At 70.3% G+C, this 18,132-nt stretch carries 2 protein-coding genes; one reads left to right on the top strand and one right to left on the bottom strand.

All coding sequences use genetic code 11. The features are described 5' to 3' along the window. The first annotated feature begins 188 nt into the window (after positions 1-188). Positions 189-13,898: a non-ribosomal peptide synthetase gene (locus tag Q2K21_RS03230; protein WP_310764140.1), complete on the top strand. Its 13,710-nt coding sequence runs from the start codon at positions 189-191 to the stop codon at positions 13,896-13,898. A gap of 296 nt (positions 13,899-14,194) precedes the next feature. Here the strand turns inward: Q2K21_RS03230 and Q2K21_RS03225 are convergent, their stop codons facing one another. Beyond that, positions 14,195-18,094 carry a DNA-directed RNA polymerase subunit beta' gene (locus Q2K21_RS03225; protein ID WP_310764138.1) on the bottom strand — a complete coding sequence of 1,300 codons (3,900 nt, stop codon included), beginning with the start codon at positions 18,092-18,094 and terminating at the stop codon, positions 14,195-14,197. Between the last annotated feature and the right edge of the window lie 38 nt (positions 18,095-18,132).

Genomic DNA, 18,132 nt, shown 5'->3' with positions numbered 1-18,132 from the left:
CGTCCCCCCGATCCGCTTAGTGGTCGGGCCAGGGACCAGCGTCCCCGGCTTTCACGGACGGCCCTCGCTGTCGAACTGCCCCTGAAGACCCTGCTGGCCACCCGGATCCCGGTGGAACTCGCACAGCAGATCGGAAATGAGAGTCAGCTAGGCCGGCTTGCGGCCGATGCGCAACCAGGAGGAGTCTGATGATTCCATTGTCATTCGCGCAGCGCCGGCTGTGGTTCATCGACCAACTCGAAGGCCCGAACGCGACCTACAACATCCCCGTCCTGCTGCGGCTGCCCGGCCACATCGACCGGGAGGCGCTCAGTGCCGCCCTGCGCGATGTCATCGGCCGGCACGAGGCCCTGCGGACCGTGTTCGCAGTCGCCGACGGCGAGCCGTACCAGCGCATCCTCAAGCTGGACGAACTCGACTGGCAGCTGACGGTCGCGGACGTCGACCCGGCCGACCTCGACGCGCTCCTGGCCGATGCGAAGGGCTACACCTTCGACCTCGCGTCCGAACCAGCCATCCGGGCCTGGCTCTACTCCACGGCGCCCGACGACCATGTCCTGCTGGTGGTAGTCCACCACATCGCCAGTGACGGCTGGTCCAAGGGTCCGCTGATCCAGGACGTCACCACCGCCTACGAGGCGCGCCATGCGGGCCGGGCTCCCGAATGGGAGCCGCTGCCCGTCCAGTACGCCGACTACGCGCTCTGGCAGCGCGAGCTGCTCGGCGACCAGGCCGACCCGGACAGCGTGATAGCCAGGCAGGTCGCGTACTGGCGGCAGGTGCTGGAGGGGATACCGGAGGAGCTGGAGCTCCCCTTCGACCGGGTCCGCCCGGCCGTCGCCGGATACCGCGGCCACAGCGTGCCGCTGGAGGTCTCCGCCGAAGTCCACGCCCGGATGGCCAAGTTGGCGCGCGCCGAGGGCGCGACTGTCTTCATGGTGCTCCAGGCCTCCCTCGCCGTACTGCTGTCGCGGCTCGGCGCGGGAACCGACATCCCGATCGGCGCGGCCGTGGCCGGACGCACCGATTCCGCCCTGGACGACCTGATCGGCTTCTTCGTCAACACCCTCGTCCTGCGCACCGACCTGTCCGGCGACCCGACCTTCAGTGAGCTGCTGGGCCGGGTACGGGAAACCGGCTGGGAGGCCTTCGCCCACCAGGACGTGCCCTTCGAGAAGCTGGTCGAGGAGCTGGCACCGACCCGTTCGCTGGCCCGACACCCGCTCTTCCAGGTCATGCTGACCATGGAGGACGGGGCTGTGCCCGTCCAGGACCCGGCGGCCCTCCCGGTCGCCGCGGTGCAGTCCGGCGTGGCCGCCAAGGTCGACCTGGAGGCGAGCGCCGGGGAGCTGTTCGACGCCGACGGCGTGGCCGCCGGCTTGCGCGGTCAGCTGATCGGCGCGTCGGACCTGTTCGATGTCGGGTCGTTGCAGCGGATCGCGGTGCGCTGGGAGCGGATCCTCGCCGAGGTGACGGCCGACCCGCAGCGCCGGCTGAGCCAGGTCGAGATTCTCGGCGCCGACGAGCTCCGGCAGCTCCTGGAATACGGGGATGGCTCGGACACCGCAGTCGCCGCGGCCACCCTTCCGGAGCTGTTCGCCGAGCAGGTGGCCCGGACGCCGGACGGGCTCGCGCTGGTGGCGGGCGGCGCGGAACTCTCGTACACGGAGCTGGACGCGCGGGCGAACCGTCTGGCGCGGCTGCTCATCGCCCGCGGGGCCGGCCCCGAATCGCTGGTCGGCGTGTGCCTGGAGCGCGACGCGGACGCGGTGGTGGCGTTGTTGGCCGTGCTGAAGGCGGGCGCTGCGTACGTGCCACTGGACCCGGGTTATCCGACGGACCGAATCGCGTTCATGGTCGAGGACGCGGCCCCGGTGGTGGTTCTGGCCTCGGCTGCCACGGCTGACTCGCTCCCCGGCCACGTCGTCGTGCTGGACGATCCGGCCGTGCGGGCCGAGTTGGTCGCACTCGGCACCGGAGCGCCGTCCGGCATCGCCCTACGGCCGGAGCACCCGGCGTACGTGATCTACACGTCGGGGTCGACCGGGCGCCCCAAGGGTGTGGTGGTCGAGCACCGTTCGGTGGTGAACCTGCTGGCGTGGGCGGCCGCGGAGTTCGGCGGAAGTGACTTCTCGCGGGTGCTGTTGTCGACGTCGTTCAACTTCGACGTGTCGGTGTTCGAACTTTTCGGCCCGCTGGTGTCGGGCGGCAGTGTGGAGATCGTCGAAGACCTCCTTGCCCTCGTCGACGCCGACCACGGTCCGTGGGACATCAGCCTCGTCAGTGGTGTCCCGTCCGCCTTCGCACAGATCACGGGCAGCGGCCGGCTCACGGCCCGCCCCGGCACGGTGGTACTGGCCGGCGAGGCACTGACGGCCGGTGAGATCGCCGGAATCCGGGGTGCGTTGCCCGGGGTGCGGGTGGCGAACATCTACGGTCCGACTGAGGCGACGGTGTACTCGACGGCCTGGTATGCGGAGGGTGACGTCGAGGGGATCGTTCCGATCGGCCGTCCGGTGTCCAATGCGCGGGTGTTCGTGCTGGACTCCGCTCTGCGTCCGGTGCCGGTGGGTGTGGCGGGTGAGCTGTACCTGGCCGGTGCGGGTCTTGCGCGGGGCTACCTGGGCCGTGCCGGTCTGTCGGCGGAGCGGTTCATTGCGTGTCCGTTCGGTTCGGGTGAGCGGATGTACCGCACGGGCGACCTGGTGCGGTGGAGCGCCGAGGGCGAGGTCGAGTACCTGGGCCGGGCGGACGAGCAGGTCAAGGTCCGTGGTTTCCGGATCGAGCTGGGCGAGGTCCAGGCAGTGGTGGCCGCGCAGCCCGGTGTGGGGCAGGCCGTGGTGGTGGTCCGGGAGGACGTGCCCGGTGACAAGAGGCTGGTGGCCTATGTGGTGCCGGCCCCGGGCGGCGACGCCGAGGCATTGCCGGACGCGGTGCGGGAGTTCACGGGCAGCAGGCTGCCCGCCTACATGGTTCCCTCCGCGGTCGTGCTCCTCGATGCGCTGCCTCTGTCCGTCAACGGCAAACTCGACCGCAAAGCCCTCCCCACACCGGACTACGCCCCGGGGGTCGGCCGGGCTCCGGCCACTGCCCGTGAGGAGATCCTCTGCGAGGTGTTCGCCGAGGTCCTGGGTCTCGAGCACGTCGGTGTGGATGACGACTTCTTCGCCCTCGGCGGTCACTCCCTGCTCGCGATCCGCCTGGTCGAGGTACTGGGTGTGCGCGGTGTGTCCGTCGCCGTACGGGCCCTGTTCCAGACTCCGACTCCGGCCGGTCTGGCCCTGGCTGCGGGGACCGAGCATGTGACCGTGCCGGAGAACCTTATTCCGGCGGATGCGACGGAGATCAGGCCCGAGATGCTGCCGCTGGTCGAGCTGTCGGCCGAGGAGCTGGCCCGGGTCGTGGCGACCGTCGAGGGCGGTGCGGCGAACGTCGCGGACGTCTACCCCCTGGCCCCGCTCCAGGAAGGCCTGCTCTTCCACCACCTGCTGGCCGACGGCGGGGAGGACACCTACGTCCTGCCGACCGTGGTCGAGTGCGACTCCCGTGAGAGTCTCGATGCCTTCACCGACGCCCTCCAGCACGTTGTCGACCGGCACGACATCTTCCGTACCGGCGTGGTCTGGGAAGGCCTGCGCCAGCCGGTCCAGGTCGTGCACCGCCGAGCCGTTCTGCCCGTCGTGGAAGTGGCACCGGTCGACGACGCCACCGACCCGGTGGGAGCGCTGCTCACCACCGTCGGACTCGCGATGGACCTCGGCCGGGCCCCGCTGATCGACGTCCACGCGGCGCCCCTGCCGGACGACGGCGCATGGCTGGCGCTCGTCCGGGTCCACCACATCGTGCAGGATCACACGGCGCTGGAGATCCTGCTTGGAGAGGTCGAGGCCTTCCTCACCGGCCGGAGCGCCGGACTCCCCGCGCCCCTCCCCTTCCGCGACTTCGTCGCGCAGGCCCGCGGCGGCGTCGAACGCTCCGAGCACGAGCGCTACTTCGCGGACCTGCTCGGCGACGTCACCGAGCCGACGGCCCCCTACGGCCTGCTGGACGTCCGGGGCAGCGGCGCCGGGGTCGTCCGAGCCCAGCTGGGCCTCGCCCCGGAGCTCGGAGACAGGCTGCGCGAGGTCGCACGGCGTCTGGGTACCAGCCCGGCGACCGTGATGCACGTGGCCTGGGCCCGGTTCCTGGCCGCCGTCAGCGGCCGCGAGGACGTCGTCTTCGGCACGGTCCTCTTCGGCCGCATGAACGCGGGCACCGGATCGGGCCGGACTCCGGGGCCGTTCATCAACACCCTGCCCGTCCGGATACGCGTGGGCGAACTGGACGCCGCGGCTGCCGTGTCCGCCGCCCGCACCCAGCTCGCCGAGCTGCTGGAGCACGAGCACGCGTCGCTCGCCGTCGCCCAGCAGGCGAGCGGCATCGCCGGTGCTGCCCCGCTGTTCACTGCCTTGTTCAACTACCGCCACAACTCGGTGGTCGGCCCGGAGCAGGCGGAGCCCGGAGCGGAGGTCGAGGGCATCCGTACCGTCTTCTCGCAGGAACGGAACAACTACCCCCTCACCGTCTCCATGGACGACGACGGCAACGGCTTCGGCCTGACCGTGGACGCGATCGCTCCGATCGACGCCCGCGAAGTGGCCGCCTTGCTCAGCACGACGACCGAGAACCTCGTCGCCGCACTGGAAGCGAAGCTGTCCGGCGGATCCGACCGGCCCCTGCGCACCGTCCAGGTGCTGGACCCGGTCACCCGCCAGGAACTGCTCACCCGGTGGAACGACACCGACGTCGACCTCCCGGACACCTTGCTGCCCGGGCTGATCGAGGCCCGGGCAGCTCGTACCCCCGCCGCCGCGGCCGTCGTCGTCGACGGTGTCGTCGTGTCTTACGCGGAGCTGGACGCGCGGGCCAACCAACTCGCCCGCCACCTGGCCGACCGGGGTGTCGGCGCGGAATCTGTCGTCGGCCTGTGCCTGGGCCGCGGCATCCCGGCCGTGGTAGCGGTCCTCGCCGTGTGGAAGGCCGGCGCCGCCTACGTTCCGGTGGACCCGGAGTACCCCGCCGAGCACATCGCGTACGTGCTGACCGACGCCGACGTGGCCTGTGTGCTGACGGCCGCCGAACTGCGCGACCGGCTGGGCCAGTTCACCGAACACACCGACGTCCCGGTGACCGTCCTCGACGACACGGCAGTCATGGCCGCACTGGAAGAGCTCGACGCTTCCGCCCTGGCGCGCACCGTCCTGCCCGGCCACCCTGCGTATGTCATCTACACCTCCGGCTCCACGGGCCGACCGAAGGGCGTGACCGTCACGCACGGGGGTCTGGCGAACTACGTCCAGTGGGCTGCCGGCGCGTATGGCATGGCCGCGGGTGGCGGTGCTCCGCTGCACTCCTCGCCGGCCTTCGACCTGACGGTCACCAGCCTCGTCGTTCCTCTCGTGTCGGGTTCGCCGGTCGTGGCGAGCGCCGCGGGCGGGGCGGAGGGCCTTGCGGAACTGGTTGGTCGCCACCCTGAGTTCGGTCTGGTGAAGGTGGTTCCGGCGCATCTTCCGCTGCTGTCGGAACTGCTGGACGATGCGGACGCCGCTTCTTCGGCCCGTACGTGGGTCGTGGGCGGTGAGGCGTTGCCGGGGGCGGTGGCGCGGGAGTGGCTGGAGCGTTCTCCGCACTCCGTCATCGTGAACGAGTACGGGCCGACGGAGACGGTGGTCGGATGTTCCGTGTTCGAGATGCGGGCCGGGCAGGAGGTCGGCGAGTCGGTGCCGATCGGCCGTCCGATCGCCAATACCCGCCTGTACGTCCTCGACGGCTCCCTCAACCCGGCCCCGGCCGGTGTCGCAGGTGAGCTGTACGTAGCCGGTGCTCAGCTGGCCCGTGGCTATACGGGCCGGCCGGGCCTGACGGCCGAGCGGTTCGTGGCCTGCCCGTTCGAACCCGGGCGGCGGATGTACCGCTCCGGAGACCTCGCCCGCTGGAACACCGAGGGCCAGCTCGAATACCTCGGCCGCGCCGACGAGCAGGTCAAGATCCGCGGCTATCGCATCGAGCCCGGCGAGATCCAGTCGGTGCTGCTGACCCACCCGGAGGTCGCCCAGGCCGCCGTCGTCGCGCGCGAGGACGTGCCGGGCGACAAGCGGCTCGTCGCCTACGTCGTCCCGGTGGACGGAGCCGACCCCGACCTGCCCCTGCGCCTCGCGGAGTTCACCGGACTCAGGCTGCCCGAGCACATGGTCCCCTCCGCGGTCGTCGTCCTCGTCGCCCTGCCCCTGTCCCTCAACGGCAAGCTCGACCGCGCCGCCCTGCCGGCACCCGAGTACACGACAGGGTCCGGCCGAGGTCCGGTGAACGCCCGTGAGGAGATCCTCTGCGAGGTGTTCGCCGAGGTGCTGGGCCTGGAAACCGTCGGGGTCGAGGACAACTTCTTCGCCCTGGGCGGCCACTCGCTGCTCGCGGTGTCACTCGTCGAGCGGCTGCGTCTGCGCGGCGTGTCCGTCTCCGTGCGGGCGCTGTTCGAGACCCCGACAGTCGCCGGGCTCGCCTCGGCAGCCGGGGCCGGCCAGGTCGACGTGCCGGAGAACTTGATCCCGGCGGACGCCACCGAGATCACCCCCGCGATGCTGCCGCTGGTCGAGCTGACGGCCGCCGAGGTCGAGCGGGTCGTCGCGGCTGTCGAGGGCGGCGCGGCGAACGTCGCAGACATCTACCCGCTGGCCCCGCTCCAGGAGGGCCTGCTCTTCCACCACCTGATGGCGGCCGGGGGCAAGGACACCTACGCCGCGCCCACCGTGCTGTCCTTCGACTCGCGTGCCCGGCTGGACGACTTCGCGGCTGCTCTCCAGCAGCTGCTGGACCGGCACGACATCTACCGCACGGCCATCGCGTGGGAGGGCCTGCGCGAACCCGTCCAGGTGGTCTGGCGCAGGGCCGCGCTGCCCATGACGGAAGTGACGCTGGATCCTGCCGACCCCGATGTGGTCACGCAGTTCCTGACCATGGACGTGAAGCCGCTCGTGCTGAACCGGGCCCCGCTCATCGACCTGCACGTGGCGCCCGTCCCGGGCGGTGACGAGTGGGCGGCCCTGCTGCGGATGCACCACATGGTCCAGGACCACACCACCCTGGAAGCGGTCTTCGAGGAGATCGTCGCCTTCCTGGGCGGTGGCGGCGAACTGGCGGAGCCGCTGCCGTTCCGCAACTTCGTCGCACAGGCCCGCACCGGCGTGGACAACACCGAGCACGAGCGGTACTTCACCGCGTTGCTCGGTGACGTCAGCGAGCCGACCGTGCCCTTCGGTCTCGTCGACCGGAACCGGAACGGCACCACGGAGATGGAGTCCGCCCACGTATCCTTCCGGCCGGACCTGGACACACGCGTGCGCGACATGGCGCGGCGTCTGGGTACGAGCCCGGCCACGCTGGCGCACGTGGCGTGGGCGCGGGTGCTCGCGTCCGCGAGCGGGCACGACGACGTCGTCTTCGGCACCGTGCTCTTCGGCCGCATGAACGCGGGCGAGGGTTCGGACCGGGCCATGGGCCTTTTCATGAACACCCTGCCGGTCCGTGTACGGGTGCGCGACACCGGAGTACTGGAAGCGGTCACCGCGATGCGCGGACAGCTCGCCGGGCTCCTGGAGCACGAGCACGCGCCACTGGCCGTCGCGCAGCGGGCGAGCGGCGTCCCCGGCGACAGCCCCCTGTTCACCTCGATCCTCAACTACCGGCACAACACGGGGCGCCCCGCCGACGAGGCGGCCGAACAGCGCCGCGACGAGGCCGTCGAGGGCATCCGCCGGCTCTACCTGCGACCGCTCAACAACTACCCGCTGACCGTGGCCGTCGATGACAACCAGGACTCGATGGGGCTGGCAGTCGATGCGATGGCCCCTGGCGACGCGCGTCAGGTGGGCGTGTTGATGCGCACCGCCATGGACAACCTGGTGACGGTGCTCGAAGGCGTACTCGACGGCGGGCAGGACCAGCCTCTGAACAGCGTGGGCGTGCTGGACGAAGCCGAACTCGACCGCGTCCTGGCCACTTGGAACGACACGGCGGCCGAGGTGTCGCCACAGGTGTCACTGGTCGGGCTGTTCGAGGGCCAGGCTGTCAGGACCCCGGACGCGGTGGCGGTCGTCGCCGACGGTGAGCGAGTGACGTACGCGGAGCTGGACGCGCGGGCGAACAGGCTGGCCCACTACCTGATCGGCCAGGGCGTCGGTGCGGAGTCCCTCGTCGGACTGGCGCTGCCGCGGGGTGCCGAGATGATCGCCGGGATCCTGGCCGTCTGGAAGGCGGGTGCGGGCTATCTGCCGATCGACATCGCTCAGCCCATCGACCGGGTCACGTTCATGATGCGTGACAGCGGAGCGGTGCTGACGCTGACGACGGAGGAGATTCTCGACGAACTTCCGGCCGGGCGTGACCGTCTGGTCGCGTTGGACGACCCGTTCACAGCGATGCAGCTGGCCGCGGCCCCGGCGTCGGCACCCGAGGTGGCGGTGGTGCCTCAGGCCCTCGGGTACGTGATCTACACATCGGGTTCGACGGGCCGTCCCAAGGGTGTGGCGGTGACCCATGGCGCACTGGCGAATTACGTGACCTCCGTGCCCGGGAGGGTGGGGTTCGGGGCGACCGGCGGCCGGTACGCGCTGCTGCAGGCGCAGTCCACGGACCTCGGCAACACCGTGGTGTTCGCCGCACTGACGTCGGGCGGTGAGCTGCACGTCCTGGAGGAGGGTGCGGTCACAGACCCGGCAGCGGTGGCCGGCTATCTGGCCGAGCACGAGATCGACTTCGTGAAGGGGGTGCCGTCGCACCTGGCGGCGCTCGGCGCGGTCGGCGGCATCGCCGGTGTGCTTCCCGCGAAGTCCCTCGTCCTCGGCGGCGAGGCTGCTGCGCCCGCCTTCGTGCGGGAGCTGGCCGAGGCGGCCGGTGAGCGGGGTGTCTTCAACCACTACGGTCCGACGGAGGCGACCATCGGTGTCGCGACGACCCGTCTGACGGCCGACATGGTCGCGGACGGTGTCGTGCCGGTCGGCTCGCCGATCGCCAACACCCGGCTCTACGTGCTCGACGCCTCCCTGCGGCCCGTGCCGGCCGGTGCGGCCGGTGAGCTGTACATCGCGGGTGCGGGTCTGGCCCGAGGCTATGTGAGGCGGGCGGGTCTGACCGCCGAGCGGTTCATCGCCTGCCCCTTCGGGGAGGCCGGGCAGCGCATGTACCGCACCGGCGACCGTGCGCGGTGGACGGCCGACGGCCAGGTGGTGTTCCTCGGCCGCACCGACGACCAGGTCAAGGTCCGCGGCCACCGGGTCGAGCCCGGCGAGATCCAGTCGGTGCTCATCGCGCACCCGGAGATCGGTCAGGCAGCTGTCGTCGCGCGCGAGGACATCCCGGGTGACACCCGACTGATCGCGTACGCGGTCCCGGCCGACACCAGCGAGCGCGATGACGAGCTGCCCGCCGTGGTCCGCAGGTTCGTCGCGGACCGGCTGCCCGAGCACATGGTCCCGACCGCGGTCGTGGTCCTGGACGCGCTGCCGCTGGCCGCGAACGGAAAACTCGACAGGAAGGCACTTCCGGCACCGGTCTACGGGTCGGGTGCGGGCGGTACCGGGCGTCGGGCGCTCTCGTTGCAGGAGGAGATCCTGTGCATGGCGTTCGCCGAGGTCCTCGGCCTGCCCTCGGTGGGAGTCGACGAGGACTTCTTCGAGCTGGGCGGCCACTCGCTCCTGGCGGTCCGGCTCGTGAGCCGGATACGTACGGTCCTGGGTGTCGAGGTGGAGATCCGTACTCTCTTCGACGCACCGACGGTGGCCGGGCTCGCCGCACAGCTGGCCGGGGCCCGCGAGGGCCGGACTCCGCTGGCGCCGGCCATGCGGCCGGAGCGGCTCCCGCTCTCCTACGGCCAGCGCCGCCTGTGGATCATCGACCAGCTTGAGGGCCGCAGCCCCACCTACAACATCCCCGTATCGGTGCGCCTGCCCGGGGCCGTGGACGGCGGGGCCCTGCGCGCCGCCTTCCGCGACGTACTGGGCCGCCATGAGGTGCTGCGCACGGTGTTCCCCGCTGCCGACGGTGAGCCGTACCAGCGCATCCTCGGCCTGAACGAGCTCGACTGGGAGCTGACCGTCACCGAGGTCGCCCCGGACGCGCTCGCCGAGGCGGTCGCCGAGGCCGAGGGCTACGCCTTCGACCTGTCGGCCGAGGTGCCCATCAAGGCCTGGCTCTTCGACGCCGGAAGCGAGGGCTGCCTGCTCCAGGTCGTCATCCACCACATCGCCACGGACGGCTGGTCCTGGGCCCCGCTGGCCCGGGACGTCTCCGTCGCCTACGCGGCACGCCGCGCGGGCCGGGTCCCCGAGTGGGCGCCGCTGCCCGTCCAGTACGCCGACTACGCCCTGTGGCAGCGTGAGGTGCTGGGTGACAGCGCGGACCCCGACAGCCTGATGGCGCGGCAGACCGCCCACTGGCGCGAGGCGCTGGCAGGAATCCCGGAGGAGCTGGAGCTGCCCTTCGACCGGCTCCGCCCGGCCACGTCCGGCCACCACGGCCACCGGGTGCGGTTGGAGATCCCGGCCGAGGTGCACGCGCGGCTCGCGGAGGTGGCGCGCACCGAGGGTGTCACCATGTTCATGGTGCTGCACGGCGCTCTCGCGGTGCTGCTGTCGCGGCTCGGCGCGGGCACCGACATTCCGATCGGTTCGGCGATCGCCGGCCGGACGGACGAGGCGCTCGATGACCTGGTCGGCTACTTCGTCAACACCTTCGTGCTGCGGAGCGACCTGTCGGGCGATCCCACCTTCCGCGAGGTGCTGCAGCGGGTCCGCGACGCCGGGCTGGACGCCTTCGCCCACCCGGACGTGCCGTTCGAGCGGCTGGTCGAGGAGCTGGCCCCGGCCCGCTCCATGGCACGGCACCCGCTGTTCCAGGTGATGCTCCTGCTGGAGAACACCACCGAGGCGGTGCTGGACCTGACCGGATCCGACGAGCCGGCGGATGCCGCCGGTCAGCCGGAGACCGCACCCGGGCAGGCCCCCGCTCCGTCCGTCGAAGCAGCGGTCGTCAAGTTCGACCTGGATGTCAACATGATGGAGCTGTTCGACGCCGACGGGGCGCCCGCCGGGATGCGTGGCTCGGTCATCGGGGCGGCAGACCTGTTCGACCCGCAGTCCGTCACCCGGCTCGCGGAGCGGCTCGGCCGCGTGCTGGAGACCCTGGGCGCCGATCCCGGTGTCCGGCTCGGCGCGGTCGACGTCCTGGACGACGACGAGCGCCACCGAGTGCTCATCGGGTGGAACGACACGGCGACCGAGGTCCCCGACACCACCGTCGTCGGGCTGTTCGAGGCGCAGGTCGCCCGTACGCCGGAGCGGACCGCCCTGGTCTGCGGCCACACCGAGCTGACCTACGCCGAGCTCGACGCCCGTGCCAACCGGCTCGCCCGGTACCTGATCGGCCGGGGCGTGGGCCCCGAGTCGGTCGTCGCGGTGGTCTTCGAGCGGACCCCGGACCTGATCGTGGGTCTCCTCGGGGTCCTCAAGGCAGGGGCAGCGTACCTGCCGATCGACCCGCACTACCCGGCCGACCGGATCGCGTACGTGATCGCCGACTCGGGCGCGGTGTGCCTGCTGACCAACACAGGGATGAGCGGGCGACTCGCCGAGTTCGAGGTCGGAGCGGAGGCCCGGACCGACGTCCCCGTCGTCGTCCTCGACGACCCCTCGGTGCGGGAGGAGCTCGCACGCTACGCCGGGCACGCTCCGACGGACGCGGACCGTACGGCTCCGCTGCGGCCGGAGAACCCCATGTGGGTGATCTACACCTCCGGTTCCACCGGCCGGCCCAAGGGTGTGCTCGTCGAGCACCGGGCCATCGTCAACTTCCTGGACTCCATGCAGGAGATGTCCCGGCTGGGCACGGCCGACCGGCTGCTGGCCGTCAGCACGCACGGCTGCGACATGGCCGGCTTCGAGTTCTACCTGCCGCTGGTCAACGGGGCCCGGCTGGTGCTCGCCGCTCAGGAGCAGGTTCTCGACCCGTGGGCGCTGCGGCAGCTGATCCGCACGGCCGGCATCACGCTGGTGCACGCCACCCCGAGTCTGTGGCGCGGGCTGGTGGCCGACGCCGACGACCCGGTCGACTGGACCGGAGTACGGGCGATGATCGGCGCCGAGGCTCTACCGAGCGACCTGGCGCGGATCCTGCTGTCCCGGACGCCGACCCTGACCAACCTGTACGGTCCGACCGAGACCACGGTCTGGTCGACCGCCAAGGTGCTGGCCGGGGAGGACGCCGACGCCACCTCGATCGGCGGCCCGATCGGCAACACCCAGGTGTACGTGCTGGACGACGCGCTGGCCCCGGTGCCTGTCGGCGTCGCAGGTGAGCTCTACATCGGCGGCGACGGCATGGCCCGCGGCTACCTGGGACGGCCGGACCTGACGGCCGGGCGCTTCGTGGCCAGTCCGTTCGGCGGCCACGGCGCGCGGATGTACCGTACGGGCGACGTCGTGCGCTGGACCCCGGACGGCGACCTGCGGTATGTCGGCCGGTCCGACGACCAGGTCAAGATCCGTGGGTTCCGCGTCGAGCTCGGTGAGATCGAGGCACTGCTGGCCACCCACCCGTCGGTCGCCCAGGCGGTGGCCCTGACCCGCGAGGACACCCCCGGTGACCAGCGGCTCGTCGCCTACGTGGTGCCCCACCGGGACACCACGCAGGAGGTCCGCGAGGGCCTGGCACAGGCGGTCCGGGCGATCGCCCAGGAGCGGCTGCCCGGCTACATGGTCCCCTCGGCCGTGGTGGTGATCGACAAGCTGCCGCTGATGCCGAACGGCAAGCTGGACCGCAAGGCGCTGCCCGTCCCGGACAGCGCGGTGGTGGAGGAGAGGGTCGACTGGGCGGTCACCTCCCTCGAAGCTAACGTGTGCGAGGCGTTCGCCGAGGTCCTCGGCCTCAACTCGGTCGGCGTGGACGACGACTTCTTCGCGCTGGGCGGCCACTCGCTGCTGGCGGTGAGGCTGGTGGAGCGGCTGCGGGCGCGCGGGCTGGCGATCGCGGTCCGCGAACTGTTCGCCGCCCCGACCGTCGCCGAGCTCCTCAAGCGGGTCTCGCTCTCGTCCGTGCGGGACGCGCTCGACGTCCTGCTGCCGATCCGGGAGCGGGGAGAGCGACCGCCGTTCTTCCTGGTGCACCCGGCCATCGGGCTGAGCTGGTGCTACATGCCACTCGCCCGGTACGTGCCGGCAGAGATCCCGCTGTACGGGCTCCAGTCGCGCGGCCTGGACGGGGTCAGCGAACCGGCGGGCTCCATCAAGGAGATGGCGGCGGACTACATCGAGCAGCTGCGCTCGGTGCAGCCCAGCGGCCCCTACCACCTACTGGGCTGGTCGTACGGAGGCGCAGTCGCCCACGAGATGGCCGTGCAGCTGCAGTCGTCGGGTGAGGAGGTCGGCGCACTCGTCGTCCTGGACCAGTACCCGTGGGTCCCGCAGCAGGACGGCCCCGTGGCCGGAGACGTTCCGCAGCCGGACGGCGCGGAGGCCGGAGACGTTCCGCAGCCGGACGCCGACGACCTCATCGAGGTCGTGCGCCGGGAGGTGGGCAGCAGCCTGGGCGCGATGACGGACGACGAGTACCGGGTCTTCGCCCGGGTCCTGCACAACCACAGTATGATCCGCGCCGGCTACGAGCCGGGACGCTTCACCGGGGACGTGCTGCTCGTCGTCGCGGAGGAGCACCGGTCGCCGGACGAGCCCACGGTCGAGCTGTGGGAGCCGTACGTGACCGGGGAGATCACCCGCTTCGGGGTGGCCTGCGGCCACTACGACCTCGCCGAGCCCGAGACGTTGGGGACGGTGTGGTCCGCGGTGGAGGCCTGGCTGGCCCGCAAGGAGTGAAGAAGGGGCGGGCACCGGCGCACCTGGCGAATTCCGGGGGCCGATGCGACACGCCGTGAGTTGATCAAGCCGCGATCAGTACAAGCAGACGCTCGGCTGGGGTTTCCCAGCCGAGCGTTTCTGCGCGGGCAGCTGTCGAGTCCGGCGGCGACGGTTCTCCGCGCGGCGGGAAAGGTCGGCGCCATCGGCGGGCCGCGATGGTGAGCCGGCTCTCGTGTCGGAACAGGTAGGCACACGCCGAAGGGCGGCCACTCCGCGGTGGGAGTGGCCGCCCTTCGGGTCATGCGATCGCTCGCTTACTGGTTGTACGGACCGTAGTCGTAGTCCTCCAGCGGCACGGCCTGGCCGGAGCCCGTGCCGAACGGCGAGTAGTCGATGTCGTCGTAGCCGACGGCCGAGTACATCGCGGCCTTGGCCTCCTCGGTCGGCTCGACCCGGATGTTGCGGTAGCGGGACAGACCCGTACCGGCCGGGATGAGCTTACCGATGATGACGTTCTCCTTGAGGCCGATCAGGGAGTCGGACTTGGCGTTGATCGCCGCGTCCGTGAGGACCCTGGTCGTCTCCTGGAAGGACGCCGCCGACAGCCAGGACTCCGTGGCCAGCGAGGCCTTGGTGATACCCATGAGCTGCGGACGACCGGAGGCCGGGTGACCGCCCTCCTGGACCACACGACGGTTCTCGGTCTCGAACTTCGAGCGCTCGACCAGCTCGCCGGGCAGCAGCTCGGCGTCGCCGGACTCGATGATCGTCACACGGCGGAGCATCTGCCGGATGATGATCTCGATGTGCTTGTCGTGGATCGACACACCCTGCGAGTTGTACACCTTCTGGACCTCGCCGACCAGGTGGACCTGGACGGCACGCTGACCCAGGATGCGCAGCACGTCGTGCGGGTTGGTGGCACCCACGGTGAGCTTCTGGCCCACCTCGACGTGCTCGCCCTCGCTGACCAGGAGTCGGGCGCGCTTCGAGATCGGGAACGCCGTCTCGTCGCTGCCGTCGTCCGGCGTGATGACGATCTTCTTGGTCTTCTCGGTCTCCTCGATCCGCACGCGGCCCTGGGCCTCGGAGATCGGGGCGACACCCTTCGGGGTACGGGCCTCGAAGAGCTCGACGACACGCGGCAGACCCTGGGTGATGTCGTCACCGGCCACACCACCGGTGTGGAAGGTACGCATCGTCAGCTGGGTACCGGGCTCACCGATGGACTGGGCGGCGATGATGCCGACCGCCTCACCGATGTCGACCAGCTTGCCGGTGGCCAGCGAACGGCCGTAGCACATGGCGCAGGTGCCGACCTGGGACTCGCAGGTCAGGACCGAGCGGGTCTTGACCTCCTCGACGCCGCGGGAGACGAGCTCCTCGATGAGCACGTCGCCCAGGTCGGTGCCGGCCGGGGCCAGGACCTGACCGTCGACGACGATGTCCTCGGCGAGGCAGCGCGCGTACACGGACGTCTCGACGTTCTCCGCCTTGCGCAGCACGCCGTCCGCGCCGCGCTCCGCGATGTGGAGCTTGAGGCCACGCTCGGTGCCGCAGTCCTCCTCGCGGATGATGACGTCCTGCGAGACGTCCACCAGACGACGGGTGAGGTAACCCGAGTCGGCGGTACGCAGGGCGGTGTCCGCGAGACCCTTACGGGCACCGTGCGTGGAGATGAAGTACTCCAGCACGGACAGACCCTCACGGAACGACGCCTTGATGGGCCGCGGGATGGTCTCGTTCTTCGCGTTCGACACCAGACCACGCATACCGGCGATCTGCCGCATCTGCATCATGTTTCCTCGGGCACCCGAGTCAACCATCATGAAGATGGGGTTCGTCTTGGGGAAGTTCTCGTTCATCGCCTCGGCGACCTCGTTGGTCGCCTTGGTCCAGATCGCGATGAGCTCCTGAGTGCGCTCTTCCTTCGTGATCAGACCGCGCTCGTACTGCTTCTGGACCTTCTCGTCCTGCGCCTCGTAGCCCTTGACGATCTCCTTCTTCGCCTCGGGAACGACGACGTCGGAGATGGCCACGGTGACACCGGAACGGGTCGCCCAGTAGAAGCCGGCCGCCTTCAGGTTGTCGAGCGTCGCCGCCACGATGACCTTGGGGTAGCGCTCGGCGAGGTCGTTGACGATCTCGGAGAGCTGCTTCTTGCCCACCGAGTAGTCGACGAACGGGTAGTCCTCGGGCAGCAGCTCGTTGAAGAGCGCGCGGCCCAGGGTGGTGCGCAGACGGAACGAGTCACCCTGCTGCCACTCGGGCTCACCCTCCTCCTGCGCCGGCGGGGTCCAGCCGCGCGGCGGGATGGTGCCCACCGGGAAGCGGATGTCCACGGCCGACTGGAGCGCGAGCTCACCGGCGTCGAACGCCATGATCGCCTCGGCCGTGGAGCCGAAGGAACGGCCCTCGCCCTTGGTGTCGCGCAGCTCGCCGTCGGTGGTGAGGAAGAACAGACCGAGGACCATGTCCTGGGTCGGCATCGTCACCGGACGGCCGTCGGCGGGCTTGAGGATGTTGTTCGAGGACAGCATCAGGATGCGGGCCTCGGCCTGCGCCTCCGCGGACAGCGGCAGGTGCACGGCCATCTGGTCACCGTCGAAGTCCGCGTTGAACGCGGTGCAGACGAGCGGGTGGATCTGGATGGCCTTGCCCTCGACCAGCTGCGGCTCGAAGGCCTGGATGCCGAGGCGGTGCAGGGTGGGAGCACGGTTCAGCAGAACCGGGTGCTCGGCGATGACCTCTTCGAGGACGTCGTACACGACCGTGCGGCCGCGCTCCACCATGCGCTTGGCGCTCTTGATGTTCTGCGCGTGGTTCAGGTCGACCAGGCGCTTCATCACGAACGGCTTGAAGAGCTCCAGCGCCATCGCCTTCGGCAGACCGCACTGGTGCAGCTTCAGCTGCGGACCGACGACGATCACGGAACGCGCGGAGTAGTCCACACGCTTACCGAGCAGGTTCTGACGGAATCGACCCTGCTTACCCTTCAGCATGTCGCTGAGGGACTTCAGCGGGCGGTTGCCGGGGCCCGTGACCGGGCGGCCGCGACGACCGTTGTCGAACAGGGCGTCAACAGCCTCCTGAAGCATGCGCTTCTCGTTGTTGACGATGATCTCCGGGGCACCGAGGTCCAGGAGCCTCTTCAGACGGTTGTTGCGGTTGATCACACGGCGGTACAGGTCGTTCAGGTCGGAGGTCGCGAAGCGGCCACCGTCCAGCTGCACCATCGGACGCAGGTCCGGCGGGATGACCGGGACGCAGTCCAGAACCATGCCCTTGGGGCTGTTGGAGGTCTGCAGGAAGGCAGACACGACCTTCAGCCGCTTCAGCGCACGGGTCTTCTTCTGGCCCTTGCCGGTGCGGATGATCTCGCGGAGCTTCTCGGCCTCCTCGTCGAGGTCGAAGGACTCCAGGCGCTTCTGCAGCGCCGCGGCACCCATCGAACCGTCGAAGTACGTGCCGAAGCGGTCACGCAGCTCGCGGTAGAGGAGCTCGTCGCCCTCGAGGTCCTGGACCTTGAGGTTCTTGAACCGGGTCCACACCTCGTCGAGGCGGTCGATCTCGCGCTGCGAACGGTCGCGCAGCTGCTTCATCTCGCGCTCGGCACCCTCGCGCACCTTGCGGCGCACGTCGGCCTTGGCACCCTCGGCCTCCAGCTCGGCCAGGTCGGCCTCGAGCTTCTTGGCGCGGGCCTCCAGGTCGGCGTCGCGACGGTTCTCGATCTGCTGCCGCTCGACGGAGACGTGCGCCTCCAGGGAGGGCAGGTCACGCGTACGGCGCTCCTCGTCGACGTACGTGATCATGTACGCCGCGAAGTAGATGACCTTCTCCAGGTCCTTCGGGGCCAGGTCGAGCAGGTAGCCCAGACGCGACGGGACGCCCTTGAAGTACCAGATGTGCGTGACGGGCGCGGCCAGCTCGATGTGGCCCATCCGCTCACGGCGCACCTTCGCGCGCGTGACCTCGACGCCACAGCGCTCGCAGATGATGCCCTTGAAGCGGACGCGCTTGTACTTGCCGCAGTAGCACTCCCAGTCCCGGGTCGGACCGAAGATCTTCTCGCAGAAGAGTCCGTCCTTTTCGGGCTTGAGGGTGCGGTAGTTGATGGTCTCGGGCTTCTTGACCTCGCCGTGGCTCCACTGACGGATGTCGTCAGCGGTGGCCAGGCCGATCCGGAGCTCGTCGAAGAAGTTGACGTCGAGCACTATGCGTCAATCCCTCTCAGGGTCGTAAGTCTTTCGGT

The sequence above is a fragment of the Streptomyces sp. CGMCC 4.7035 genome (assembly GCF_031583065.1).
In the GTDB taxonomy this organism is placed as follows: Bacteria; Actinomycetota; Actinomycetes; order Streptomycetales; family Streptomycetaceae; genus Streptomyces; species Streptomyces yaanensis.
The sequence above is the reverse complement of the archived record's forward strand: the minus strand, read 5'-3'. Positions and strand labels throughout refer to the sequence as shown.

What these genes read in the sequence shown, in the direction of transcription:
- Q2K21_RS03230 (WP_310764140.1), top strand. Translation starts at nt 189, where the DNA reads ATGATTCCATTGTCATTCGCGCAGCGCCGGCTGTGGTTCATCGACCAA.